We start from the raw sequence: 23,176 nt of genomic DNA, 5'->3' as shown, positions 1-23,176 counted from the left end.
GACGGACACCCGGACCCCGGGCTGCCGGCCTCGTCCGACCGGCCCCGCCCCAAGGCGGGACAGAGCCCGGGGTCTGCCCCTGTCCGGGGACGGGCCCCGACCGCTTCCCCGGCCGTCTCCCCGCCCCTCCGGTGCCCCGGTCGCCTTCTCCCGGTTACTTCGGGCCGACCCGCTTGAGCTGCGCGGACATGTACGAGCGCAGGCTGTGGCCGCTCGCGGCTAGGTCCCAGGCGTACCCCAGCGTCTCCCGGTTGTCGCCGAACAGGCCGTACAGCCGGTGCGAGGCGGTCGCGTCGATCCCGGTCTCGGTGTGCACCACCGCGTCGGTGGACATCTCCACCCGGTTCGCGAACACGTTGCCCAGGTAGACCTCGGTGAAGCCCTCGGGGTGCGCGATCAGCGCCTCCAGGTGCACGACGGGCTCGTTCGCCCCGCGCTCCTCGGCGTCGGACTCCGGGCGCACGCGCCAGTAGCCCGACTCCTCGGCGACCAGCTCACCCGGCTCACCCCCCGGGGTCATCCGCCAGGCCCTGCTCGCGAAGGCCAGGTACGGCAGGTCCGCCCTCTGTGAGAACTCGATTTCCTGGCCGAACTGGAACTCCTCCACGTCGGCGTAGCCGGCGACGCCCACGCCCTCCCAGCGGCCGAGCAGGAAGGACAGTTTCGCCAGATCGGGGTGTACCTCAACGTCCATAACCATCGAGCGTAGCGGCGGTGAGGGGTGGCGGTGACCACCGGCGGCACACGTGGCGACCGCCACTCGCGCGCCCCGGTCCGGACATGCCCAATTGGCCCCGCTTTCCCGGAGAACTGGTAAAGATTGTCAGCAGCGCGGTGTGGCCACGGGGTGTTCTGTCCGCCGCCGTCGTATGACCTCACGCACTTTCCAAAGGGGCGGCCTGTGTTACTGGTGATCGGTTCGGCGCTGCTCGTGGTCGCGGCGGTCCTGCTCCCCCTGACCGTGTTCGCCCTGCGGCGCTGGCTGCGGCAGCGCGGCCTGGCCCGGCTGCGCCCGGGAGCGCTGGCGGCCAGTGAGGGCAGGCGCGTCACGCTCACCGGCGTGACCGCCCCCGGCCCCGACGGCCCCGTCTCCTCCGGTCTGGCCGGCGCGGAGTGCGTGTGGCACGGCCACGAGGTGCTGCGCCACTACTGGCCGCTCAACCGCGACCTGGAGGAGGGAGCGGTCCGGGAGCGGGCCTGCGACTCCATCGCCGACTACGCCTCCGAGGACCTGTTCGGGATCGTGGCCGAGGGCAGCCCCGGTGACGCCGACCGAGTCTTCGTCGATCCGCGCGGCACCGACCCCCAGGGCGTCGAACTGTGCCTGAAGCGCCTGGTGGGGCGCCCCCAGCCGGGGGTGGCCTCCCCGGCCGACGACCTGCTGCCGCGCGTGCGCGGCCGGATCTCCGGCGTCTTTCGCGGCGAGACCATCGAGTTCGAGTACCGCGAGTGGGTGATCCGCCCCGGCGCCCGTGTGCGCGTCACCGGCCAGGTCCAGGTGCGCGGCGGACGCGTGGTCCTGGCCGCACCCGAGGGCGGGACCCTCGGCATCGAGCACGGCGTGGACGGCCAGCCGGTGCGGGTCTCGCCCCGCCGGACCGAGGCGCTGGTGCTCACCGCGGTCCTCGCGGTCTGCTCGGTGGCGGGCGCCGTGCTGACCACCGTCGCGCTCTGAGTAGGCTGACGGCCATGTCTCGTTCCTTGGTGATCAAGGTCACCGCCGGTGAGGACGACCCCGAGCGGTGCAACCAGGCCTTCACGGTGGCCGCGGCGGCTCTGGCCAGCGGTGTCGACGTCTCTCTGTGGTTGACGGGGGAGTCGGCGTGGTTCGCGGTCCCCGGCCGGGCCGAGCGCTTCTCCCTGCCGCACGCGGCGCCCCTCAAGGACCTCCTCGACGCGGTGCTCTCGGCGGGCGGGGTGACGGTGTGCACCCAGTGCGCGGCCCGCCGCGACCTGACCCGGGACGACCTCGTCGACGGGGTGCGCATCGCCGGGGCCCCGACCTTCGTGGAGGAGGCCGTCCGGGAGGGAGCCCAGGCCCTCGTCTACTGAGGCGGTCGGCCCCGGACACGGCCGTGCCCGCACCACCGGCGGCGGCGCGGGCACGGAGGGATGACGGGACCGGGGAGGCTACTTCCTACCCTGGTTGGCGACGGCCTCGATGGCGTCCTTGGCGGCCTCCGGGTCGAGGTAGGTGCCACCGGGGTTGGTCGGCTCGAACCGCTCGTCCAGGTCGTACCGCAGCGGGATGCCCGTCGGGATGTTCAGCCCGGCGATGTCGGTGTCGCTGACGCCGTCCAGGTGCTTGACCAGCGCGCGCAGCGAGTTGCCGTGGGCGGCGACCAGAACGGTCTTGTCCGCGGCCAGGTCCGGGACGATCGAGTCGTACCAGTACGGCAGGGCGCGCTCCAGCACGTCCTTGAGGCACTCGGTGCGCGGCAGCAGCTCCGGCGGCAGCTCGCCGTAGCGGGCGTCACCGGCCTGCGAGTAGGTGTCGCCGTCCGCGATGGGCGGCGGCGGGGTGTCGTAGGAGCGGCGCCAGATCATGAACTGCTCCTCGCCGTACTCCTCGCGCGTCTGCGCCTTGTCCTTGCCCTGGAGCGCGCCGTAGTGGCGCTCGTTCAGACGCCAGGTGCGCTCGACCGGCAGCCAGCTCAGGTCGGCGGTGTCCAGCGCCAGGTTCGTGGTGCGGATGGCGCGCTTGAGGAGGGAGGTGTGGACCACGTCCGGCCGCACACCGGCCTCCTTGAGCAGTTCACCGCCCCGCCGGGCCTCCTCCTCGCCCTTGGCGGAGAGGTCGACGTCCACCCAACCGGTGAACAGGCCCTTCGCGTTCCAGACACTCTCACCGTGTCGCAGCAGTACCAGAGTTCCCATGGGGCCAGCCTAGCCACCCGGCTCCCGGGCCCGGGAGCCCGGGAGGCCGCTCGCCGATCCCACACGTCTCCCCGTCCGCCGCTCCTACCGGTCCTCTCCCTGTCCGACCAGGTGGGCGAAGGACCTCAGGTTGCGCATGTCGTGGCCGCGTTCGGCCCGCCACCGCCACTCCTTGCGGATCGCCGACGCGAACCCCCGCTCCAGCGCCCCGTTGAAGTTCTCGTCCGAGTAGGTGAGCACGCATCCCAGCAGCCGGTCGACCTCGTCGGGGGTGACCCCCTCCAACGGCAGGCGGCCGCGGATGTACACGTCGCCGACCTCGTCCGCGACGAACGCCATCCCGTACATGTCCGCGTTCCGGCGCATCAGCCACAGGTAGAAGTCGGCGTGGTTCTCGTCCGGCTGGCGGCAGAAGAACGACGTCAGGGTGAGGCTGTGCGGCCCCACCTCCAGCCACACGAGGGTCTTGAGCTTGGCCCTGCCCGGCAGGGTGACCAGGAACGACCCCTCGCGGGGGCGCTCCACCTCCAGACCGGACTCCGCCACGGCGGCGGTGATCGCCTCGACCGCGGCACTGCGCGCCGTTTCCCTACCCACTCGTACATCCCTCCTCGGTCACCTGCACGCGGCCAGCGGCAGCGCGCGGGGGGCCGTGCTCGCCCGGTACACGTCAAGCAGCTCGTCCACAGTCCGCGACCAGCCCAGGGTGGCGGCGTGTCCGGGTGCCGCCGCCGCCAGCTTGGCACGCCACATCGGTTCGGAGATCATCCGGTACAGCTCGGCCGCGTAGTCGGCCGGGTCGTGCCCCCTCACCAGGACCCCGGACACCCCGTCAGCCACCGCCGTGGCCAGCCCGCCCACGCGCGCGGCCAGCACCGGGGTGCCGCAGGCCTGCGACTCCACCGCGACCAGGCCGAACGACTCCGAGTAGGACGGCACCACGGTCACCGCGGCCGCGCGGTAGTAGTCGGCCAGCCGCTCGCGGCTCTGCGGCGGTTCGATCCGCACCACGTCCGCCACGCCCAGCGAGCGGGCCAGGTCGGTGAGCAGCCCGGGCTCGCGCATCCCGCCGCCGGACAGGCCGCCGACCACGCCCACCACCAGGCGCGTGCGCAGCGAGGGGTCGCGCTCCAGGAGGTCGGCCGCGGCGCGGATGAGCACGTCGGGGGCCTTCAGCCGCTGCACGCGTCCCACGAACAGCAGCAGCTCGGTGTCGGCGGGCAGCCCGATCCGTGCCAGGGCCTCCTGGCGCGAGCCGGGGCTGAACACCTCCAGGTCCACGCCGGGCGGGATGACGCTGATCTGGTTGTCGCGGGCACCGTAGTGGTTCCTCAGTTGGCGGGCCTCGTCGTCGGTGTTGGCGATCAGCTGGTCGGCCTGGCGGACGAGCTGGTCCTCCCCGAGCACCCGGGTCTCGGGCTCGGGCTCGTCCCCCTCGGCCAGGGAGGCGTTCTTCACACGCGCCATGGTGTGCATGGACTGCACCAGGGGCACGCCCCAGCGCCGGGCGGCCATCACACCGGCCTGGCCCGACAGCCAGTAGTGGCCGTGCACGAGGTCGTAGTGCCCGGGCGCGCTCTGGGCCTCGGCCCGCAGCATCCCGAAGACGAACGGGCACAGGTGCTCGGCGAGGGTGTTCTTGTCCAGGCGGCCGTAGGGGCCGGCGGGCACGTGCCGCACGTTCACACCCGGGGCGAGCTCCACCACCGGGGGCAGGTCGGGGCTGGTCGCGCGGGTGAACACGTCCACGGCCACGCCGCGTTCGGCCATGCGCCGGGCCACCTCGACCACGTACACGTTCATGCCGCCCGCGTCGCCGGTACCGGGCTGGTCGAGCGGGGAGGTGTGCAGACTGACGGTCGCGACCCTGGACGGGACCGACGCCTGTCCTCCCGCGGGAACGATTCCAGACACCGGGCGGGTCCCTTCAGGTCGTGTGTACAGCCGCTGTCGTCAACAGCGACGAAGGTACACACTGTTCCCCACCGGTTCGTTCGAGGGGCCGGGTGTTGACTCCGGGAGGCCCGCGGTGTGGTCGGCCGGCCGGATACCGGGAGGTCGGCGGTACCGGGGAAGGAGCGCCTCCGCGCCGCGGGGCCGTGTTCCCCGGGCGAGCGAAGCGTGGCGACCGCCACATGAGGAACCGTCGGCGCCGTGTTGGCACGGGCCGACCGGAGCCCGGGAACGCCGTTCGCCGCGGCCGGTCGAGCCGTGGGCGTGTCCGTGCCGCGGCCCTTCGGGGATCAGACCGCGACGGAGTGCCGCAGCCGCAGTTCGTCGGGATAGGGGCGGAGGTAGGTCTGGTCGCGCGCCCACCCGACGTCCTCCGCCGTGCAGTGGTGGCGCAGCAGGGCCACCGGGACGCTCAGCGGTACCTGTTCACGCCGGTAGTCCTCGATCGCCGCCAACAGGTCGTGCCTGCGGGCGTCGTCCAGCAGCGGACTCAGCATCCCGAAGGCGTGCTGTAGGGCGTTGACGTGCTTGCCCCGGCTCGGCCGCACCGCCATCGCCCGGTGGAACGCCTCGGTGTAGGCGACCTCGACCTCCTCGGGGGCAAAGGCGCCCGCGCGCGCCGCGATCCGGCCCGTCTCCCGGTAGCCGTCGGGCGAGTGCGACATCAACTGGAGCTTGTGCCGCGTGTGCAGCGCGACCAGGTCACGCGGGCGCCAGGGCGACTCCCACAGCTCCCGCAGCCTGGCGTGCGCGAACACCCGCTGCACGAACACCTCGCGCAGCACGGGGTCCGTCAGGCGGCCCTGCTCCTCCACGGGCAGCGCGGGAAGGAGTTCGGTGAGGCGCCGTGCGAAGGCGCCCCTCCCCCTGCCGCCCACCCGGCCGCCGTCGTCGTCGAACACCGGCAGGGCGAAGAGGCCGCAACTCGGCGACTTGTTCTTGAGCACGTACCCGTCCAGGTGGCGCAACCGGGCCAGGTGGCGGTCGGCGGTCCGCGCCAACTCGTCCGAGTGGTCGGCCCCGTCGGCGCTGGAGACCACCCGGTCCTCCCCCTCGCGGCGTTGCAGGCGCAGGGTCGGGCGCGGGACGCCCAGGCCGATCTCCGCCTCGGGGCAGACCGGGAGCCAGTCCACGTACCGGTCGAGCTCGTCGGTGAGGAAGCGTGAGCGCGAGTGCCCGCCGTTGTAGCGCACCGGAGCGCCGAGCAGGCAGCTGGACACTCCGATCCGGGGACGAACCGTGCGGGTCCTCGCAGGTGAGAGGCTCTTCTCCATGAAGGGTTCCTACCCAGGCCTCGGCCCCGGCACCGGGCCTCCACGGGGATGGCCATGGTTCTTCGCCTGGCCGCGTCGAGAGGGAGCGTCCCCCGGACCCGGCCACCGCCGTCCTGGTCACCTGGGACCTTCGCGTCCACGGCCGCCCGGCCCCGGCCCGCGAACGCCCGGGGCCATGGCCGCGGCGGGGACCGGCCGACCACCCCGGCCGGCCGTCCCCGCCGCGGTCGGCACGGCGTCCCGGCCGGTGGGACCGGGCGCGGCGGGCCCTCCCGCGCACATGGGGACCCGGCCGGGTCAGCGGGGGCCGAAGGCCGCCTTGAAGGCCCGAAGCGCGGTGTCGTCGAACAGGACCATGCGGATCTCCGGCACGCGGAGCTGCGCCGAGTGGACCGCCCAGGCCGCGATGCGCGCCGCGTCCTCGATCGGCCACCCGTAGGTGCCCGCGGAGATCGCGGGGAAGGCGATCGACTCCGCGCCCAGCTCGTGGGCGACCCGCAGGGACTCGCCGTAGCAGGAGGCGAGCAGCGCGCTCCGGTCCTCGGTGGCGCTGTGGACCGGGCCGACGGTGTGGACCACCCACCGGGCGGGCAGCCGGCCGGCCGTGGTCGCCACCGCGTTCCCGACGGGCAGCCCCTTCCCGTAGTGCCCGGCGCGCAGCCGGCGGCACTCCTCCAGGATGGACTTGCCGCCCTTGCGGTGGATGGCGCCGTCCACACCGCCGCCGCCCAGGAGGGAGGTGTTGGCGGCGTTGACGATCGCGTCGACGCTCTGCTCGGTGATGTCGCCCCGGACGACGGAGATCCGGGAGTGGTTCGGGGAGGCCATGGTGGTGCTTCCTTCCGGTGCTCGGTGGGGCAGTATCGGCCCCGAGGGCGAGGGGAGTCCAGTCCCCGTACCGGGACGGGGGCCGCGGCCGGTTCCACGGGCGTCGTCACCCGCGAGGGAGGGGGCGGGATCACACCTGTCCGAAAGGGCGTTATCCCTTGTCCCGTAGGTGATGAGGAATTAACCTGGGGGTACGACAACCGGTAGTACGACCCCAAGTAGACTCCTACTCATGAATCGGCTTGGCGAACTCGAACGCGCGGTGATGGATGTACTGTGGGCACGGAACGAACCAATGACGGTCCGTGAGGTCGGCAAGGCTCTCGCCGAACGCGACCTGGCGCACACGACCGTCATGACCGTGCTCGACAGGCTCGCCAAGAAGAAGGTCGTCACCCGGGCACGTGAGGGTCGTGCGTGGCGTTACCGTCCGGCAGCCAGCCGCGAGGCATACGTCTCCGAGTTGATGTTCGACGCGCTCGGACAGACGGGAGACCGCGACGCCGCCCTGGCCGCCTTCGTCCAGTCCATGGACGGCGAGCAGGCTGAAGCGCTTCGGCGCGCACTCGCGGAAACCGAGCAGCCAAGGAACTAGTCCGTATGGTCAGTGCCGCCCTTCTCACCCTCGTCGCGGTCTGCTGCCTCATCGCCATGGAAGCCCTCCACCGGGCCAAGTGGCCCTCACGGGGCCCCTACACCGCCGTGATCACCTGGCAGGCCCTGGGCCTGGCCTGGGGCGTGTCCACCATCGGCGCGCTGCTGGCCTTCGGACTGTCCTCCTACCGGCTCGGCGCGGCCGGAGGCCTCATGGCCCTGGCCACCGACATCGTCACCGGCGAACTGCTCCTCGCCGAACTCTCCCAGGGCTTCGAGGGCATCACCCACATCGCCGCGGTGGCCCTGGCGTTCGTGCTGACCCTCGTGCTCTTCTGCGGCCTGGTCGCCTCCTTCGTCCACGTGATCCGCGTCCGCCGACGCCACTACGACCTCCTCGAACTCGTCGCCAGCGACCACCCCGACGTTCCCGGCGCCCGCGTGGTCGACCACCCGGCGGCCGCCGCGTACTGCCTTCCGGGCGTGCTCCGCTCGCAGGTGGTCATCAGCGCGGGAGCCCTCGCGGTCCTCGACAACCGGGAGCTGGCCGCCGTCCTGGCCCACGAGCGCGCGCACCTGCGCCAGCGCCACGACCTCGTGCTGCTGCCGTTCTCCTCCCTCAAGCGCGCCTTCCCGAGGGTTCGCCTGGTGCGCACCTACTACGAGAGCGTCGCGCTGCTCATCGAGATGTGCGCCGACGACCAGGCCCGCCGCAGGAGCTCCTCGCGCGAGCTGGCCATGGCGCTGCTGCGCTTCGGCGCCGCGGGCCCGGCCCCGGTGCCCGCCGGGGCGATGGCCGCCGTCCCCGAGGCCGAGCCCGGGGTGATGCGGCGCGTCAACCGCCTCCTGCACCCCGGCGACGAACTCCCGTACCACACGGGCGCCTTCATCATGGGCGCCTCCGCGTTCCTCCTGGCGACGGTCACCTGCCTCTGGCACATCCCCCTCTGACCGGGGACGGCCGTCGGCCTCCCACTCCGGGACCGGCCCGCCGCCGCACCCGTCCGGCCCGGCCGCCGCCCCGGTGCAAGTGTGTGATGTGGGACTCCACGGGCACGATCGGCGCCGCCGGTCCGTTTACGGTGGAGAGCGGGCGGACCCCCCGCTCGGAACGTCCCCGGGAGTGTGCGTTTTGTTCTACCTGATCTGGCAGGCCATCTACCTGGTCACCTTCGTGGCCAGTCTGTACGCCCTGATCGAGGCGATCCGTACACCGGCCGCGGCGTTCGAGCTGATGGACAAGCAGACCAAGAAGCTGTGGGTCATCCTCACCGGCGTGGCCACCGCCCTGTCCCTGCTGGCGGTGTTCTCCGGTACGGGGATGTTCGTCATCCTCGGCCTGGTCGCCACCCTCGTCTTCCTGCTCGACGTGCGCCCGGCGGTCAAGGGCGCGGGAGGCAACAGCAACAACGGCCCCTACGGTCCCTGGTAGCACCTCCGCAACGGGTCTCCCGGCCCCAGGACAGGGCTCCCTCACTCCTTCGCGGGCGGGATGCCCGCCTCACGCACCGGATGACGGCGGGCACCCTCCGACGGCGCCCCCGCGGGGCGCCTCCGCCTCCTCCATGGCCCTCAGCACCCGCCGGAGCGTACCGGCGTAGGCGGGATCGCCCGTGTAGTAGGAGTGGCCCAGGATCTCCGGCCGTCTGGCCTCGCCCGGCGGGGCGTCGTACGAGCGCGGGTCCGGCAGCGGCTCGGCCCGCTCCACGGTGACCGGGGGTCCCGGTTCGCCGGAGGGGGCCCGCGTCCGCACCGGTCCGGCGATCGCGTCGGTGACCCGCCACAGGTTGTGCCACGCCGACACCCGCTCCCGCAGGTCGGCGAACGGACCCGGGCCGAAGTAGGCCGGGAAGTAGCGGGCGTACAGGCGGTCCAGCGGTGAGCCGTGTGTGAGCAGCGCGATGCGCCCCAGGCAGTCGGTGGGCAGCTGCCACACCGTGGCGGCCGCCAGCACCGATCCCTGTGAGTGCCCCGACAGCACCACGTCCGTGCCCTCCCGGCACATCAGGGCCACCCGTGCGGACAACTGCGGCACCGCCCGCTCCGCGTAGGACGGTGGCGCGAGCGGGTGGGCCACCCTGGGCCAGAACGTGCCCACGTCCCACAGCGCGCCGACCGCCTGCCGTGTGGGCCGGTCGCGGTAGGCACTGCGCCCGATCCACACCAGCGCCACCAGCGCCGCGCCTCCCAGCAGCGATCCGACGCCGATCAGCCCCGACACCGCTCCCCGGGCGACCTCCCGCACCTCACCGGACGCGCTGGACACGGCCGTCGCCGCGGCCGCGGGATCGGCCGCCAGGTCCCTCGACAGCACCGAGTACAGCGCGAGCGCGCCCAGCGCCACCACCGGGAGCAGGAGCGCCCCCAGCACGGACGGCAGGACCTCGGTCATCCGGCCCACCGCCCGCGCGTGGGCGATGGTCCAGGTACGGCGGTCGCGCACACTGCGCGCGTAGTCCTCGGTGACCCCCGACAGGTGCGCCCGGGTGTCGCGGCGCAGCTTCAGGGCGAGCACCGCCACCACGGCCAGCACGATGGCGGCCTCCAGGGCGAAGGCCAGTTGGAGCCAGGAGTAGGCGGTCGGCACCGACAGCGGCAGGCAGTCCACCTCCGGCGTGGCCATGGAGCCGCAGCCGCTCAGCAGCAGCGAGCTCTGGTAGACGAGGGCGGCCGAGAAGCCGCCGCCCAGCAGGGCGCCCAGGGCGGCCGTGGCCGGCCCCGCCAGGCCGAGCATCGCCGTGCCGTCGTGGGCCCGGTCGGAGGCGAACAGCACCAGCGCCGCCACCAGCGTCACCAGCACCAGGGCCACCTGGACCGCGAACAGGGTGTTGAGTACCGCCCCGTCACCGGGCAGCCGTCCGGAGGCCGTCCACCCCGGGCGGGGCCACAGCGCGTAGGCGACCACCGCCAGTCCGAGGACCAGGGTGGTGTCGCGCAGCAGGCGGCAGATCCGGTCGGCCCGCGCGTTCCAGCGGGGGTCCGCGCCCGGGACCAGGACGCTCAGCGTGCTCGCCGCCGTCACCGCCGCCAGCAGCGCCGACAGCACGGTGCCGGCGATCCAGGGGCCGGGTCCTCCGGGGACGCCGTCCACCGCCGGCGCCAGGTCGTGCCGGAGCGCGGGGAGGAGCAGCGACGCGGCGATCGTGCCGAGGGCCACCGAGATGTGCGCCGACCGCAGCCGTGCCATGGTCTCGCTGTTGCGCCAGAACTCGGCGTGGCTCAGCGGGGCGGCCGCGGTGGGCCGGGGCGGTACCGAACCGGACACGACCTCGTAGTCGGCGGCGGTGCGGCGGGAGAGCCGCCACAGCACCACGACCACGGCCACCGGCAGCACCGCGCCCACCACGAGGGCCGGTCCCGGCGCGGACAGCGGTGAGGAGGGCGAGCCCAGGAACGCCAGCCACGGGCGTGCCCGCACGCACGCCTCACCCAGGCCGGAGGCGCACTGCCAGGCCACCAGGTCCATGCCGACCCCGGCCGCGGCCAGGGCGATGAGCACCGTCAGGGACAGCGCCAGCAGCCGTACACCCGCGCCGTAGGAGTTGTTGGCCAGCCGCCGCACCCCCGCCGGTGCGCGGTCCATCCGGCCCGGACGCATCCAGTACGCCACGTTGACCAGCATGAACGGCAGCAGCAGCAGCCAGAACGCCCGGGAGGAGCTTCCGGAGGTGAGGTTGCCCCAGGCGAAGATCTCCCGGCGTACGCCCGGGACGGTCTCGGTGTCGGGTTCGCGGCGCCACCGGAAGAACCCCGCCAGCCGGTCGCCGCCCACACGCATGGCCGGCTCCACGTCCAGCAGTTCCTCGGCCTGTCCGCCGCTGACACCGTGCACCCGCAGCTCCACGCGCCCGCGCGTGGGGCCCGCGCGCCCGGGCGGTGCGACGGAGGTCTCGGGGGAGCGGGGGACGGGGGCGGTCGCGTCAGGCTCGTGCGGATCGAGGGAGGCGGCGAGGTCCGACATACCAAGCATCCTGCCACGCTGTGTGTCCGAGCGGCAGCACTCCACCAAACCTGTGGACGGCGGCGAAGGCCCGTATACGTACCTCCCCGGTCACGGGGGAGGTGTGCCGGGAACGTGCGCGCGCCGGGTGGTCAGGGCGCGGGGTCCCGGTCCGCGTCCGCGTCCGGCGCGCGGTCGAGGGCGCGGACGCGGCGGACGGCGCGCACGAACGCGGGCAGCCCGACGAGGAACGCGTCGCGTTCCTCGGGGGCCATGGCCGCGACCCACCGGACGTAGTGGTCGTGGTACTCGGCGGCCATGGCCGCGTGGGCGGCCCGCCCCCGACCGGTGATCCTGAGCCGGTAGGACCGCCTGTCGCCGGAGGGCCGCTCCCGGACGAGAAGGGCCTTGCGCTCCATGTCGGCCACCATCCGGCTGACGGTGCTCTTCTCCAGCCCGAGCCGCTCGGCCAGCTCCCGCTGGGACAGCGGCGGGTCGGTGTCGAGCTCGTGCAGCGCGAAGCCCTGGGACAGGGACACCGTGAGGTCGGAGACCGCGTGCTCGGGCTGGAGCAGGCCGACGGTGCGGACCAGGTCCATGACCATGGTGTGGATCTGTTCGGGTACCGCGTCGGTCACGCGCCGCCCCCTTCCCCCGGACAGGCCCCGGAAATGGTTGTGCTCTGCAACTGTCTGGCGTACCGTCGAAACAGTTGTCCCATACAACTCTAAGGGAGTGCGCAATGCGGTCGACGAAGCAGGTTCACCACGGCGACATGCCCGGGCTCTTCGAGGGGCGGGCCGGCCGGGTCTACGACCTCGTGGCGCGGCGGCTGCTGCGCGGCGTCTACGCGCGTTTCGCGGAGGACCTCGCCGACGCCGCGCCGCACGGCGGCTCCGTGCTCGACGTGGGCACCGGACCAGGCGTGCTCCTCGCCGAGGTCGCACGCCGCCGCCCCGACCTGAGGCTGACCGGCGTCGACCTGTCCGCCGACATGGCCGCCCTGGCCGAGCGCAACCTCCGCCCGTACGGGGAGCGGGCCCGGGCCGGGCAGGGCGACGTCACCGCCCTGCCGTTCCCCGACGACGCCTTCGACCTGGTCGTCTCCTCGTTCAGCATGCACCACTGGGACGACGTCGAGGCGGCCGTCCCCGAGATCGCCCGGGTGCTGCGGCCCGGAGGACGGCTCTACGTCTACGACTTCCGGTCCGCCCCGTTCGACACGGTCGTCGCCGCGGCCCGCGCCCGCTCCCTCCTGGAGGGTGCTCCGGCGCGCCGGCTCCTGATCCGCACGGGTGTGCCGCTCCTGCCCCGGTACGCCAGGCACGTCATGACCGCGTCGTCCTGAAAAGGCCCTGGGCCTGCTCGGTGGACTCGGTCCTGCGCCGCTGGGGGTGGCGGGGGCGCCGACGGGGCCGCCGTACCCGCGGCGTCCGGGCACGAGGCGAAGCGCGGCGCGGCTTCGAGGAGACGCGCCCTAGTCCACCAGCGACTCGTCCGATACGTCCCAGGTGTTGCACGCCCCCGGGGACTGCTCCTCCCAGCCCTTCCGGGTCCACCTGACGCTGTTCTCCACCGAGCCGTGCGTGCGCTCCTCCTCCGGGCCGTCCTCACGGTCGGCGGTGGCCGCGGCGTCCGTCAACAGGGTCTCCAGATCGCCGTCGTCCAGCGGATAGCTCACCCGGACCGACCCCAGGAACGCCCCGGCCAGGCAGTTCGCCTGCAACTCACTGCGGCGCGTCCACACGTTGCGCTCCAGGGGGTCCTCCCTCATCTCGCGCTGCTCGTGGTAGTACTCCAGCAGCCCCGACTCCCCCTGCACGTGGTGGCCGTACTCGTGGGCCAGCAGGGAGGCGTACACCACGCCGCGCGTGGCGCCGTTCCACTTCTCCACCACGTCCGAGGTGCCGATGTAGATGCTCGTGCTCGCCCGGCAGTAGAACGCTCCGGCCCGCGACGGGTACTCACGGCACGGGCTCACCCCGGGCTCCTCCCAGAACACCCGATCCGGCGGTGTGAAGGGGATGCCCGCACGGGCGAACTGGTTCTGCCAGGCGCTGTCCAGGCAGTCCGCGACCGAGTCCAGGAACACCTCCATCGACTCCGCGTCGTCGACGTCCGGCTCGGCCACCGGGCACGGACGCGGACTCAGCCGCCCCGTCTCGTACAGCGGGTTGTCGACCAGCGCCGCGTGCCCCGAGGGGCGCTCCCGCTGCCCGAGCCGCTCCGACAGCCCCGTCCGCCCCCCGCCGCCTCCGCCGACCAGCCCCGACGGGTCCTGGGCGGGCTTGTCGTCGGAGTCGGGGGCCGCACCGGAACCGGTGCCGTCGGCGGACGCGCCGGACCGGGGGTCCTCCTCGCCGGCCGTGGTCCACGACAGCAGCGCGAACGCCAGCAGCACCGCCACGAGAGCGGTCGCCAGACCGAACGCCCGCCGGTCGGCGCGTCGCGCCGGGGACGTCGGTGACTCACCGAACCCTGCGTACACCCCTGTCCGCCCGCCCTGTCGTCACCTTCACCGGACCGTACGGACCGGTTCCTGGCCGTGCCCCCGCCGGCGCGTCACCACACCAGCTCCTCGGGGGCGTTCCACGTGTTGCACGCCGCCGGGTTCACACGGTCCATGCCGTGCGCCGTCCACAGGCGGCTGTTCCCCGCCGAACCGTGGGTGTGCTCGCCTCCCCGGTCCGCGCGGAGCTCGACGTCGTCGAGGATATTCTTCCGCTCGGACCGGCCGAACCCCAGCGACTCGTCCGAGGCGCCCAGGAAAACCCCTCCCAGACAGTTGGCCTGGAGCTCGTTCCGCCTGGTCAGCTCGTCGACCTCCTCCTGCTCCGCGCCCGCGCGCTCACTGTGGAACTCGGCGAGGACGCGCGACTGCCCCTGCACGTGGTGCCCGTACTCGTGGCTGAGCAGGAACGTGTACGCCTCGGGTTTGTCGCTGCCCGCCGAGGCCGCCACGATGTCCTTCACCCCCAGGTACAGGCCCTGGTTGGCCTGGCAGTAGAAGGCCGCGGTGTCCTCGGTGGGGAACGCCCCGCACGGGCTGTGCCCGGCGGCGTACCAGTACACCCGGTTGGGGGCGGTGAACTCCATCCCCGCGGCCGAGAAGTAGGAGCCCCACGCCTGGTCCAGGCAGTCGGCGATCGCGTGGACGAAGGCCTCCACCGACTCGGGGTCGTCCTCGTCCAGTCCGGGCGCCTCACAGGTCACCTCGCCGAGTTCGCCGACCCGGTACAGCGGGTTGTCGCCGAGCAGGTCCGCCTGGTCGGTCCCGGCCACCGGCCGCTCCGCCGAGGCCCCCTCCGTCGTCGAGGCCGTCCCCCCGCCCGCCCCGGAGACCGGGAGCGACGCCGGGTGCGACCACGCGTTCGACGACGGCAGCAGCGCGGAGATCGCGAGGAAACCGGTGAACGCCGCCGCGGCCAGCCCCGTGCCCAGCGTGAGCGACACCCCGAGGCCCGTCCGCTGGAGGAGACCGGGCCGTTCGGACCAAAAGTCCGGGCCCGACACGGGGCCGCGCCTCAGCACGGCGCCTCCTCGCGGTGTCGGAGCACGGCGTCGGACGCCGTGCCCTGGAGGGAAGGTACACCGGGGGACCGGATAGGCTCTCGCGTCATGTGGTGGGTCGGCTCCTGGCGCCCGGCCGTCGTGGTGGCGACGGCCGTCTTCGTGTTGTCCTCACTGGTCACCGGGGCCGCGGTCGCGTGGCCGGAGGGGGAGGCCCGCGCCGCGACGGTGGCGGCAGCGGCCCCCACAGTACCGGGGAGCCCCACGGCCGCCTCCGGCACCCGTTCGGACCCGGTGATCACCAACGACATCCGGCTCGAACTCGACCGCTCGGGCACCCTCCGCGGCGAGGAGACCATCTCCTTCTCCGGCGGCGCCCCGGCGGTCTTCACCCGGGCCTTCACCGAGACGATGCTGTACGACACCGACCACGACCGGGAGTTCGAGGTCGTCGGTGTGCGCGCCACCGACCTGGACGGGGACACCCTCGACGCGGACGTGCGCGAGGAGGACGGGGTCCTCTTCGTGGACGTCCCCACCGCCGGGACCGAGGGAGCGGTGCTCACCTACCGGGTGATCGGAACCGTCAGCGAGGTCGCCCAGGGGGTCCAGATGGAGTGGCGGGCGGTCGGCGCCTACAGCCACACCGTCCAGTCCACCGACGTCACCGTCACCGCGCCGCTGCCCCCCGAGGCGCTCTCCTGCCTGGCGGGAGAGCCCCGCAGCGCCATGTACTGCACGGCGTCGGACATGGGGACCGATGCCGGGGTGGCGCACTTCCTCCAGGCCGACATGGGTCCCGAGGACCGGCTCGACATCGTCGTCAACTACCCCTCCGGGACCGCCGAGGGGGAGCCCATCCTCACCCGCCGCTGGTCTCTGGCGTCCGCGTTCGCGGTCACCCCGGCCACCGCCAGCGTGTTCGGCCTCCTGCTGGTGGTCCTGGTGGGCGGCCTGGCGGTGCTGATCCGCGTCCGGGGCCGCGACGAGCGCGCGCTGCGCAAGGAGGCCGCGGCCGGCGAACAGGCGCCGGTGTCCGAGGGCGAGCAGGGGCGGCTCAGGTTCGCCCCGCCGGACGGCGTGCACGCCGGCCAGATCGGCACACTCGTCAACGAGACCGTGGACATCACCGACCTCACCGGTGCCGTGGTCGACCTGGCGGTCCGCGGCTACGTCCGCCTGGAGGAACTGCCGCACGAGAACTTCACGTCCGTGGACTGGCGCCTGGTCCGCCTGGACGGCCCGCCCGACGACACCCTCCTGTCCTACGAGTGGATGCTGCTGGACGCGGTGTTCGGGGGGCGCCGGACGATCCGCCTGTCCCAGGTCGGGTCCCCCCGCATGTCGCCCGACTTCCCGGCGCGCATCGACCGGGTGCGCGAGGAGCTGTACCGGGACATGGTGCGGATGAAGTGGTTCGCCCGCTCGCCCAACCAGGTGCGCGGCCGCTGGAGCACGATCGGCATGGTGGTGACGGCCGCCGGCGTGGTCCTGACCGCCGCCCTCGCGATGTTCACGGGCGCCGCCTTCACCGGCCTGGCCGTCGTCATCGCGGGCGCGGCCGTCACGGCGGGGGCGCAGTACATGCCCGCCAAGACCGCCCTGGGCAGCTCGGTGTACGCGCACACCGCGGGTTTTCGCGACTACCTGCTGGGCCCGCGCTCGGCGAGCGCGCCCCCGGGCCAGCGCGTGGAGCTGTACTCGCGCTACCTGCCGTACGCGGTGATCTTCGGCGACGTCGACCGCTGGGCGAACATCCTGGCCTCGGCCGCGCTCACCGACCTGACCCCCGACGAGCTGACCGGCGACGGCCTGGCCTGGTACACGGGTCCCCGGGAGTGGCGGATCGAGGACTTCGCCGACTCCATCAGCACGTTCGCGGTGACGTTGACCGGGATCATCACCAACGCCCGGCGGCTGCGGCTGCTCAACCAGCTCCAACAGCGGTAGGACCGCCGGAGAAGGCAACACGAGGGAGGAACCATGCGCGCGGTCGTGCAGCGGGTGTCGCACGCGTCGGTGACGGTGGACGGCGAGGTGGTCGGAGAGGTCGACGGGCCCGGCCTGATGGCGCTCGTGGGGGTGACCCACACCGACACCGCCGCCGAGGCGGCCAGGATCGCCAGGAAGCTGTGGACGCTGCGGATCCTGGAGGACGAGCGCTCGTGCTCCGACATCGGCGCGCCGCTGCTCGTGGTCAGCCAGTTCACGCTCTACGGCGACGCGCGCAAGGGCCGCCGCCCCACCTGGCAGGCCGCCGCCCCCGGACCCGTCGCCGAGCCCCTCGTGGACGCGGTCGTCAAGGAGTTGCGGGAGTTGGGCGCCGAGGTCGCCACCGGGGTGTTCGGCGCGAAGATGTCGGTCGCCCTCACCAACGAGGGGCCCTTCACCGTCGTCCTGGAGGCCTGAACCGGGTCGGCCGGGGCCTGACCCGGACCGCTGGGAGCCGCCGTCCCGGGCCGGTGGGGCCCGCCACGTGTCGCCCGGAGGCCGCTCCGGCCGCCTGGGGACCTTCCCGGGCCGCTCGGGGACGCTCCGTCCTGCCACGGGCCGCCTGGGGGCGCCTGGGGGCGCCCGGACCGGACCGCCGCGGCGGGGACCGTGTCCGGCCCCGGACGCCGACGGCCCGCAGGGGACCCGACGGCGCGCGAGGGGCCCGACGGCGCGCATCCCGGGCTGTGGCCGGCGCCACGGCCCGGGACACGGGAACCACCGGTGGAGAGGGGGAGTCCCGGAGGGGGCGTCCCGTGTCCCTCAGACGTCGACGGTCACCGGCTCGAACTTGTAGCCCAGACCGCGCACGGTCACGATGTACCTCGGGCTGCCGGGGTCCTCCTCGATCTTCGCGCGCAGCCGCTTGACGTGCACGTCGAGGGTCTTGGTGTCACCGACGTAGTCGGCGCCCCACACGCGGTCGATGAGCTGCATCCGGGTGAGCACCCGCCCGGCGTTGCGCAGGAGCACCTCCAGCAGCTCGAACTCCTTCAGGGGAAGCTGCACGTTCTCGCCGCGCACCGTCACCACGTGCCGCTCCACGTCCATGCGGACGGGACCGGCCTCCAGCGCGGCGGGCAGCACGACCTCCTCCTCGCCCCGGCGGCGCAGCACCGCGCGGATCCGCGCCACCAGCTCGCGGGAGGAGAAGGGCTTGGTCACGTAGTCGTCGGCGCCCAGTTCCAGACCGACGACCTTGTCGATCTCGGAGTCCTTGGCGGTCAGCATGATCACGGGGACGTTGGACTTCTGCCGCAGGGTCCGGCACACCTCGGTCCCCGACAGCCCTGGCAGCATCAGGTCCAGCAGCACCAGGTCGGCCCCGGTACGGTCGAAGGTCTCCAACGCCACGGTCCCGGTGGGCGCCACGGCGACCTCGAAGCCCTCCTTGCGCAGCATGTACGACAGGGCGTCGCTGTAGGATTCCTCGTCCTCGACAACGAGTACACGCGTCACTGTGCCGCCTCCTGACGGTCGGTGTTCCGGGCGGCCTCGGGCCCCCGGCTCTCGGGTCTGGGCAGACGCAGAGTGAACGTCGAACCCGACCCCTCCTTGCTCCACACGGTCACTTCTCCACGGTGGTGGGTCATGATGTGCTTGACGATCGCCAGGCCCAGACCGGTACCTCCGGTGGCCCGGCTCCGAGCGGCGTCCACACGGTAGAACCGCTCGAAGATCCTTTCCAGGTCCTGCTGCGGGATCCCGATGCCCTGGTCGGCGACGCTGATGTCCACGCTCGACCTGGTCACCCCGACCGACACGGCGACCCGGGTGTTCTTGGGGCTGTAGGCCACGGCGTTGGCGACCAGGTTGCGCAGGGCCGTGCCCAGCAGCCCCTCGTCGCCCAGGACGGTGACGCCCTCGGCGCCGCTGCCGACCAGTTCGATCCCCTTGGCGTCCGCGGGCATCCGCACCGAGTCCAGGGCCTCCTCCACGACGGGTCCGAGTTCGACCCGGGTGGGTTCGGCCATCGGTTCGGCGCCCTGGATGCGGGAGAGCGTGATGAGGTCCTGGATGACCGCCGTCAGCCGGGAGGCCTCCGTCTGCATGCGCTCGGTGAAGCGGCGCACGGCTTCCGGGTCGTCGCTGGCGTCCTGTACGGTTTCCGCCAGCAAGGACAAAGCGCCCACCGGAGTCTTCAGCTCATGCGAGATGTTGGCGACGAAGTCGCGGCGTACCGCCTCCAGGCGTCGGTGTTCGGTCTGGTCCTCGGCCAGGACCAGCACCAGCCCGGTGCCCCCCAGGGGTGCCACCCGCACGGCGAAGGACGTGGCGTCGGGGCCGAACTTGCGTACGGCCACCTCGATGTCGGTCTCCCGGATGACGCCGTCCCGCCGTACCTGCCGGGCCAGGGCCAGGAGCTCGCTTATCACCAGCTCCTCGCCCCGGACGATGCCGAAGGCACGCGCGGCGGAGGACGCCCGCAGGACCCTGTCGGCGGAGTCCAGGACCACCGCGGAGGAGGGAAGGGCGGAGAGCACCTCGGCGATACCGGGTGGAAGCGTACTGCCGGCCCGGCGCTCCGGCGTCGGAGTCTGTCGCGAGGTGGCGCCCGTACGGAAGAGGGCTCCGGCGAGGACGCCGATGACGACGCCCGCGACGAGTCCGATGATGCCGGTCACGGCGGTGAGAAGTTCCCCTTGCACGTTTCGATCGTAAACGTGCGGACGGGATCTTTACCCGGTCGGGGCGTGTGACACAACCGAGCTTCTTCCATCGTTCACCAATTCTTGGCCGATCCTTCAAACAACCACTGGGAGCATTGACGCCATGCGCGATACCTACCACGACGACCTCGACAGCCTGAGCGAACGCCTCGTCGAGATGACACGGCTCGCCCGGCACGCCGTCGCTCGTGCGACCACGGCTCTGCTGGACAGTGACCTGGAGGCGGCCCAGGAGGTCATCTCCGGTGACGAGGCGATCAACAGCCTCGACCAGGAGATCGAGGACACCGCCTTCAGCCTGATGGCGCGGCAGCAGCCGGTCGCCTCGGACCTGCGGACCATCATCACCTCGCTCTACATGCGCGGCGACCTGGAGCGGATGGGCGACCACGCCGTCCACCTGGCCAAGATCGCGAGGCGCCGGCACCCGGACTCCGCGATCCCCAAGCCGGTCAGGTCGATCGTTCTGGAGATGGGCCACCAGGCGGAACTGCTGGTGACGAAGGCCGGCGAGGTCATCACGGGGCGCGACCCGGACACCGCGCTGGAGCTGGACAAGGACGACGACACGATGGACCGGCTGCGCCGCAAGCTGTTGCAGCGCATCCTCTCCCCCGGCTGGGAGTACGGGGTGGAGGCCACCATGGACGTCACCCTCGTCGGCCGGTTCTACGAACGCTTCGGTGACCACGCGGTGCACGTCGCCGACAACCTCGTCTACATGGTGACGGGAGAGAAGCGGGAGGACTACGACCCGGAGGGGTGACCGCGCTCGCGCGGCCCTCTCCCGCGCCGCTCGGGCCGGGGGCCGCGGCCGTCTCCGGGGCCCTGTGTCGGGGGTGACCCGGTGTCGTGACATCCATCGCTTCCGCGCCGCCGCACACCGCCGCGAAACCCCGCCCGAAGGGTCGGCCACGGCTGCGCCCGGGTGCCCGGAAGCCCTTGCGTACATGGCCTGACCAGGCACGCCGCGAACTTCGGGTACACTTTGTCAAGCCCTAAAAAGTGTGGCCTGACCTGCGTGTTCGCAAACCTAATAGGTACGTTAAGTCACGGATTCGTGGTATCCTTGTGGTAGCGGAAGGGGTACCTGTCACATGGCTTTCAAGGTCGGCGACACTGTTGTCTACCCCCATCATGGGGCTGCTCGTATTGAAGCGATCGAGACTCGCACCATTAAGGGCGAGGACAGAACCTACCTCGTTCTGAGGGTCGACAAGGGCGATCTGACGGTGCGTGTGCCGGCCGCGAACGCCGAGGACGTCGGCGTTCGCGACGTGGTGGGGCAGGAGGGCCTGGACAAGGTCTTCGAGGTGCTGCGCGCACCGCACACCGAAGAGCCCACCAACTGGTCCAGGCGCTACAAGGCCAACTTGGAGAAGTTGGCGTCGGGCGACGTCAACAAGGTCGCCGAGGTGGTCCGTGACCTGTGGAGGCGGGACAAGGAGCGCGGTCTGTCCGCCGGCGAGAAGCGGATGCTCGCCAAGGCGCGGCAGATCCTCGTCAGCGAACTCGCCCTCGCCGAAAAGACCAACGAGGACAAGGCCGAGGCCCTCCTCGACGAGGTTCTCACGAACTGAATCCCGGTCTCGGAATCACGTAATTCATGACGAAAATGCCTCGGGTGGGCGTCGGAACCGACGTCCACCCGTTCTCGCCTGAACGCACCCTTTTCCTCGCCGGTTTGGAATGGCCGGGAGAAGAGGGCGTCAGCGGCCATTCCGACGGCGACGTCGCCGCCCACGCCGCGTGCGACGCGCTGCTGTCCGCGTGCGGCCTGGGGGACCTCGGGTCCAACTTCGGCACCGCCGAGCCGCGGTGGAAGGGCGCCTCGGGCGCCGCCCTGCTGGCCGAGACCGCCGCACGCGTACGCGCGGCCGGTTTCGAGATCGGCAACGTGGCCGTGCAGATCATCAGCAACCGCCCCAAGTTCGCCCCCAGGCGCGCCGAGGCCGAGAAGACGCTCTCGGAGGTCGTGGGCGCGCCCGTGAGCGTGTCGGCGACCACCACCGACGGCCTGGGCCTCACCGGCCGGGGAGAGGGCATCGCGGCCGTCGCGACGGCCCTGTGCGCCCCCCTGGACTGAGCCCGTCCCCCTCACCGTGCGGCGGGGACCTCGCCGTGCCGGCGGACCGCGGACGGCCACGCCGGGGCGTATCCGCGGTCGGCGCGGGCCTCAGAGGACGTTCCGTGCGAAGTGGGCCAGGGCCCCGGCGGCCAGAGCCAGGTACAGCAGCGGGAAGCCGATGTTGTGGAGGACTCCGGCGCGCACGTGCGCCACGACCGCTCCGGTGAAGAAGAGGACCAGGCCCACGGCCGCGGCCAGCCCGAGCCACGCCACTCCGGCGAGTCCGACCGCCAGACCGACCGCACCGGCGCCCTTGAGCGCCGCCAGACGGGGAATCGCGGCCGGGCTCAGTCCCACCTCAGCGGCGTTCGCCAGGACGAACCGGGCCCGTGACAGGTCGGCGACGACGATGAGGGCGTTGGCGAGGGCGCACGTCGCCGTGACGACGGCCAGGGCCGTCGGGACTCCGCCGTTCATCCGTCGTACCGCCGGAACCGGACGGTCTGTACGCTCATGGTCGTCTCCCTCGTGCACGAGTACGTCGTTGTCTGGTCACCCGATCGTCCTGACGCCCCGCGAGCGCGAAAGGTGACCGACGAACGTGGATCTGATCGACGAGTTCCAGGCCGCCCGGCCCCGACTGCTCTCCCTCGCCCATCGGATCGTGGGCTCGGTCCACGACGCCGAGGACGCCGTGCAGGCGGCATGGCTCCGCACGCAGACCGCCCGGCCACAAGAGATCGACAACCCGGACGGGTGGTTCACCACCGTGACCGCGAGGCTGTGCCTGGACCAGTTGCGCGCACGGGAGCGACGCGGCGAGGTCCCGCTGCTCGCCGAGGCGGTCCCGGGTGAACAACTCGCCGCCGACGAGGAGGTCCTCCGCCGCGAGGACGTCTCACGCGCGCTGATGGTCCTGCTCGGCCGGCTCACGCCCGCCCAGCGGGTGGCCTACGTCCTGCACGACCTGTTCGCCGTGCCCTTCGACCAGGTCGCGTCCGTGCTGGACACCGCGCCGGTGAACGTCAGGAAGCTGGCCAGCCGGGCCCGGATCCGCCTACGGGCCCCCGGTTCCGGTGTCGGCGCGGGGTCCGCCGACCAGGCCGCGCACACGGGGATCGTCGATGCCTTCCTGGCCGCCGCCAGGGGAGGGGACGTCAATCGGCTCATGGCCCTGATGGTGCCGGACGTCGTACGCACGGTCGACCCGGACGTCCTCCCCGAGGGCGCCGCCGCCGAGGTCCGCGGCGCCCGGAACGTGGCCGAGGAGACCGGTCACTTCACCGACCGGGTGCACGCGAGCGTCCCGATGCTCGTCGACGGCCGCCCCGGGGCCGTCATCGCACCGGGGGGCCGCCCGTTGGCGGTCATCCGCTTCGACATCCGCCAGGGCGGGATCGCCGGAATCGCGATCACCCGCCCCGGGCGGACCGACCACGTCTCGCCGCCGTACGACGCACGCTGACCCGCG

Annotated in this window: 25 protein-coding genes; 12 read left to right on the top strand and 13 right to left on the bottom strand. The window is 72.5% G+C overall.

The features are described from left to right. Positions 1–154: 154 nt before the first annotated feature. Positions 155–694, bottom strand: coding sequence for a nitrobindin family protein (locus NOSIN_RS19970; protein WP_077692219.1), 540 nt, complete (start codon positions 692–694; stop codon positions 155–157). A gap of 207 nt (positions 695–901) precedes the next feature. On the opposite strand from NOSIN_RS19970, the gene NOSIN_RS19965 reads away from it, so the two are divergent. Further along, positions 902–1,675, top strand: a complete 774-nt coding sequence (locus NOSIN_RS19965) for a GIDE domain-containing protein (RefSeq protein WP_077692218.1) — start codon at positions 902–904, stop codon at positions 1,673–1,675. Positions 1,676–1,689: 14 nt separating this feature from the next. Next, complete coding sequence (locus NOSIN_RS19960; RefSeq protein ID WP_077692217.1) at positions 1,690–2,052, top strand: DsrE family protein; 363 nt, start codon at positions 1,690–1,692, stop codon at positions 2,050–2,052. Between the two features lie 78 nt (positions 2,053–2,130). Here NOSIN_RS19960 and NOSIN_RS19955 read toward each other — a convergent pair whose 3' ends face one another. From NOSIN_RS19955 to NOSIN_RS19935, 5 genes are all read right to left on the bottom strand, one after another. Further along, positions 2,131–2,877 carry a phosphoglyceromutase gene (locus tag NOSIN_RS19955; RefSeq protein WP_077692216.1) on the bottom strand — a complete coding sequence of 249 codons (747 nt, stop codon included), beginning with the start codon at positions 2,875–2,877 and terminating at the stop codon, positions 2,131–2,133. Positions 2,878–2,961: 84 nt separating this feature from the next. Further along, complete coding sequence (locus tag NOSIN_RS19950; protein ID WP_077692215.1) at positions 2,962–3,474, bottom strand: type III secretion system chaperone family protein; 513 nt, start codon at positions 3,472–3,474, stop codon at positions 2,962–2,964. 18 nt (positions 3,475–3,492) lie between these two features. Next, on the bottom strand, positions 3,493–4,791 hold the full coding sequence (gene mshA, locus NOSIN_RS19945) for a D-inositol-3-phosphate glycosyltransferase (protein ID WP_077692214.1): 1,299 nt from the start codon (positions 4,789–4,791) through the stop codon (positions 3,493–3,495). 329 nt (positions 4,792–5,120) lie between these two features. Further along, complete coding sequence (locus tag NOSIN_RS19940) at positions 5,121–6,104, bottom strand: YbgA family protein (protein ID WP_077692213.1); 984 nt, start codon at positions 6,102–6,104, stop codon at positions 5,121–5,123. 297 nt (positions 6,105–6,401) lie between these two features. Further along, positions 6,402–6,932: an O-acetyl-ADP-ribose deacetylase gene (locus tag NOSIN_RS19935; RefSeq protein WP_077692212.1), complete on the bottom strand. Its 531-nt coding sequence runs from the start codon at positions 6,930–6,932 to the stop codon at positions 6,402–6,404. Positions 6,933–7,164: 232 nt separating this feature from the next. Here NOSIN_RS19935 and NOSIN_RS19930 point away from each other — a divergent pair, with 232 nt between their 5' ends. From NOSIN_RS19930 to NOSIN_RS19920, 3 genes are all read left to right on the top strand, one after another. Next, the gene (locus NOSIN_RS19930) at positions 7,165–7,527 is read left to right on the top strand and encodes a BlaI/MecI/CopY family transcriptional regulator (protein WP_077692211.1); all 363 of its coding nucleotides are present in this window, start codon (positions 7,165–7,167) and stop codon (positions 7,525–7,527) included. Between the two features lie 5 nt (positions 7,528–7,532). Further along, a complete protein-coding gene (locus tag NOSIN_RS19925; RefSeq protein ID WP_077692210.1) occupies positions 7,533–8,477 on the top strand; it encodes a M56 family metallopeptidase in 945 nt (314 codons plus the stop codon). 181 nt (positions 8,478–8,658) lie between these two features. Next, positions 8,659–8,958, top strand: coding sequence for a DUF2516 family protein (locus NOSIN_RS19920; RefSeq protein ID WP_077692209.1), 300 nt, complete (start codon positions 8,659–8,661; stop codon positions 8,956–8,958). A gap of 69 nt (positions 8,959–9,027) precedes the next feature. On the opposite strand, the gene NOSIN_RS19915 is transcribed toward NOSIN_RS19920, so the two are convergent. Beyond that, entirely contained in the window at positions 9,028–11,487 is a 2,460-nt protein-coding gene (locus NOSIN_RS19915; protein ID WP_077692208.1) for a hypothetical protein, read from the bottom strand. A gap of 131 nt (positions 11,488–11,618) precedes the next feature. Further along, a complete protein-coding gene (locus NOSIN_RS19910) occupies positions 11,619–12,104 on the bottom strand; it encodes a MarR family winged helix-turn-helix transcriptional regulator (RefSeq protein ID WP_077692207.1) in 486 nt (161 codons plus the stop codon). Positions 12,105–12,208: 104 nt separating this feature from the next. Here NOSIN_RS19910 and NOSIN_RS19905 point away from each other — a divergent pair, with 104 nt between their 5' ends. Next, positions 12,209–12,814, top strand: coding sequence for a class I SAM-dependent methyltransferase (locus tag NOSIN_RS19905; protein WP_077692206.1), 606 nt, complete (start codon positions 12,209–12,211; stop codon positions 12,812–12,814). A 129-nt stretch (positions 12,815–12,943) separates the two neighbouring features. On the opposite strand, the gene NOSIN_RS19900 is transcribed toward NOSIN_RS19905, so the two are convergent. Then, positions 12,944–13,954: a neutral zinc metallopeptidase gene (locus NOSIN_RS19900; protein ID WP_077692205.1), complete on the bottom strand. Its 1,011-nt coding sequence runs from the start codon at positions 13,952–13,954 to the stop codon at positions 12,944–12,946. 74 nt (positions 13,955–14,028) lie between these two features. Then, the gene (locus NOSIN_RS19895) at positions 14,029–14,997 is read right to left on the bottom strand and encodes a neutral zinc metallopeptidase (protein WP_077692204.1); all 969 of its coding nucleotides are present in this window, start codon (positions 14,995–14,997) and stop codon (positions 14,029–14,031) included. A gap of 87 nt (positions 14,998–15,084) precedes the next feature. On the opposite strand from NOSIN_RS19895, the gene NOSIN_RS19890 reads away from it, so the two are divergent. Both NOSIN_RS19890 and dtd read left to right on the top strand, forming a co-directional pair. Beyond that, positions 15,085–16,926: a DUF2207 domain-containing protein gene (locus tag NOSIN_RS19890; protein ID WP_077692203.1), complete on the top strand. Its 1,842-nt coding sequence runs from the start codon at positions 15,085–15,087 to the stop codon at positions 16,924–16,926. 33 nt (positions 16,927–16,959) lie between these two features. After that, a complete protein-coding gene (gene dtd, locus NOSIN_RS19885) occupies positions 16,960–17,385 on the top strand; it encodes a D-aminoacyl-tRNA deacylase (protein WP_077692202.1) in 426 nt (141 codons plus the stop codon). A 345-nt stretch (positions 17,386–17,730) separates the two neighbouring features. On the opposite strand, the gene NOSIN_RS19880 is transcribed toward dtd, so the two are convergent. Together NOSIN_RS19880 and NOSIN_RS19875 are read right to left on the bottom strand one after the other, a co-directional pair. Further along, entirely contained in the window at positions 17,731–18,426 is a 696-nt protein-coding gene (locus NOSIN_RS19880; protein ID WP_077692201.1) for a response regulator transcription factor, read from the bottom strand. Continuing rightward, positions 18,423–19,592, bottom strand: coding sequence for a sensor histidine kinase (locus tag NOSIN_RS19875; protein WP_077692200.1), 1,170 nt, complete (start codon positions 19,590–19,592; stop codon positions 18,423–18,425). The genes NOSIN_RS19880 and NOSIN_RS19875 overlap by 4 nt, the downstream gene beginning before the upstream one ends. Positions 19,593–19,740: 148 nt before the next feature. Between NOSIN_RS19875 and phoU the strand changes: the two genes are divergently transcribed. From phoU to ispF, 3 genes are all read left to right on the top strand, one after another. Further along, entirely contained in the window at positions 19,741–20,403 is a 663-nt protein-coding gene (gene phoU / locus NOSIN_RS19870; RefSeq protein ID WP_077692199.1) for a phosphate signaling complex protein PhoU, read from the top strand. Positions 20,404–20,734: 331 nt separating this feature from the next. Then, entirely contained in the window at positions 20,735–21,217 is a 483-nt protein-coding gene (locus tag NOSIN_RS19865; protein ID WP_026129182.1) for a CarD family transcriptional regulator, read from the top strand. A 35-nt stretch (positions 21,218–21,252) separates the two neighbouring features. After that, entirely contained in the window at positions 21,253–21,723 is a 471-nt protein-coding gene (gene ispF / locus NOSIN_RS19860; RefSeq protein WP_171986677.1) for a 2-C-methyl-D-erythritol 2,4-cyclodiphosphate synthase, read from the top strand. A 90-nt stretch (positions 21,724–21,813) separates the two neighbouring features. Here the strand turns inward: ispF and NOSIN_RS19855 are convergent, their stop codons facing one another. After that, positions 21,814–22,182 (bottom strand): DoxX family protein, encoded by a 369-nt coding sequence (locus NOSIN_RS19855; RefSeq protein WP_077692197.1) that lies wholly within the window; start codon positions 22,180–22,182, stop codon positions 21,814–21,816. A 124-nt stretch (positions 22,183–22,306) separates the two neighbouring features. Between NOSIN_RS19855 and NOSIN_RS19850 the strand changes: the two genes are divergently transcribed. Further along, entirely contained in the window at positions 22,307–23,170 is an 864-nt protein-coding gene (locus tag NOSIN_RS19850) for a sigma-70 family RNA polymerase sigma factor (RefSeq protein ID WP_077692196.1), read from the top strand. Positions 23,171–23,176 lie beyond the last annotated feature (6 nt).

Source organism: Nocardiopsis sinuspersici, assembly GCF_001998325.1.
In the GTDB taxonomy this organism is placed as follows: Bacteria; Actinomycetota; Actinomycetes; order Streptosporangiales; family Streptosporangiaceae; genus Nocardiopsis; species Nocardiopsis sinuspersici.
This window is presented reverse-complemented; position numbering and strand designations above follow the sequence as displayed.

Bases quoted from the DNA above. Each gene is read 5' to 3' on its own strand.
- NOSIN_RS19970 (WP_077692219.1), bottom strand. From the start codon at position 694: ATGGACGTTGAGGTACACCCCGATCTGGCGAAACTGTCCTTCCTGCTC.
- NOSIN_RS19865 (WP_026129182.1), top strand. From the start codon at position 20,735: ATGGCTTTCAAGGTCGGCGACACTGTTGTCTACCCCCATCATGGGGCT.
- NOSIN_RS19905 (WP_077692206.1), top strand. From the start codon at position 12,209: ATGCGGTCGACGAAGCAGGTTCACCACGGCGACATGCCCGGGCTCTTC.
- NOSIN_RS19960 (WP_077692217.1), top strand. From the start codon at position 1,690: ATGTCTCGTTCCTTGGTGATCAAGGTCACCGCCGGTGAGGACGACCCC.
- NOSIN_RS19925 (WP_077692210.1), top strand. From the start codon at position 7,533: ATGGTCAGTGCCGCCCTTCTCACCCTCGTCGCGGTCTGCTGCCTCATC.
- NOSIN_RS19930 (WP_077692211.1), top strand. From the start codon at position 7,165: ATGAATCGGCTTGGCGAACTCGAACGCGCGGTGATGGATGTACTGTGG.
- NOSIN_RS19915 (WP_077692208.1), bottom strand. From the start codon at position 11,487: ATGTCGGACCTCGCCGCCTCCCTCGATCCGCACGAGCCTGACGCGACC.
- dtd (WP_077692202.1), top strand. From the start codon at position 16,960: ATGCGCGCGGTCGTGCAGCGGGTGTCGCACGCGTCGGTGACGGTGGAC.
- NOSIN_RS19935 (WP_077692212.1), bottom strand. From the start codon at position 6,932: ATGGCCTCCCCGAACCACTCCCGGATCTCCGTCGTCCGGGGCGACATC.
- NOSIN_RS19940 (WP_077692213.1), bottom strand. From the start codon at position 6,104: ATGGAGAAGAGCCTCTCACCTGCGAGGACCCGCACGGTTCGTCCCCGG.
- NOSIN_RS19855 (WP_077692197.1), bottom strand. From the start codon at position 22,182: ATGAACGGCGGAGTCCCGACGGCCCTGGCCGTCGTCACGGCGACGTGC.
- ispF (WP_171986677.1), top strand. From the start codon at position 21,253: ATGCCTCGGGTGGGCGTCGGAACCGACGTCCACCCGTTCTCGCCTGAA.
- NOSIN_RS19890 (WP_077692203.1), top strand. From the start codon at position 15,085: ATGTGGTGGGTCGGCTCCTGGCGCCCGGCCGTCGTGGTGGCGACGGCC.
- NOSIN_RS19955 (WP_077692216.1), bottom strand. From the start codon at position 2,877: ATGGGAACTCTGGTACTGCTGCGACACGGTGAGAGTGTCTGGAACGCG.
- phoU (WP_077692199.1), top strand. From the start codon at position 19,741: ATGCGCGATACCTACCACGACGACCTCGACAGCCTGAGCGAACGCCTC.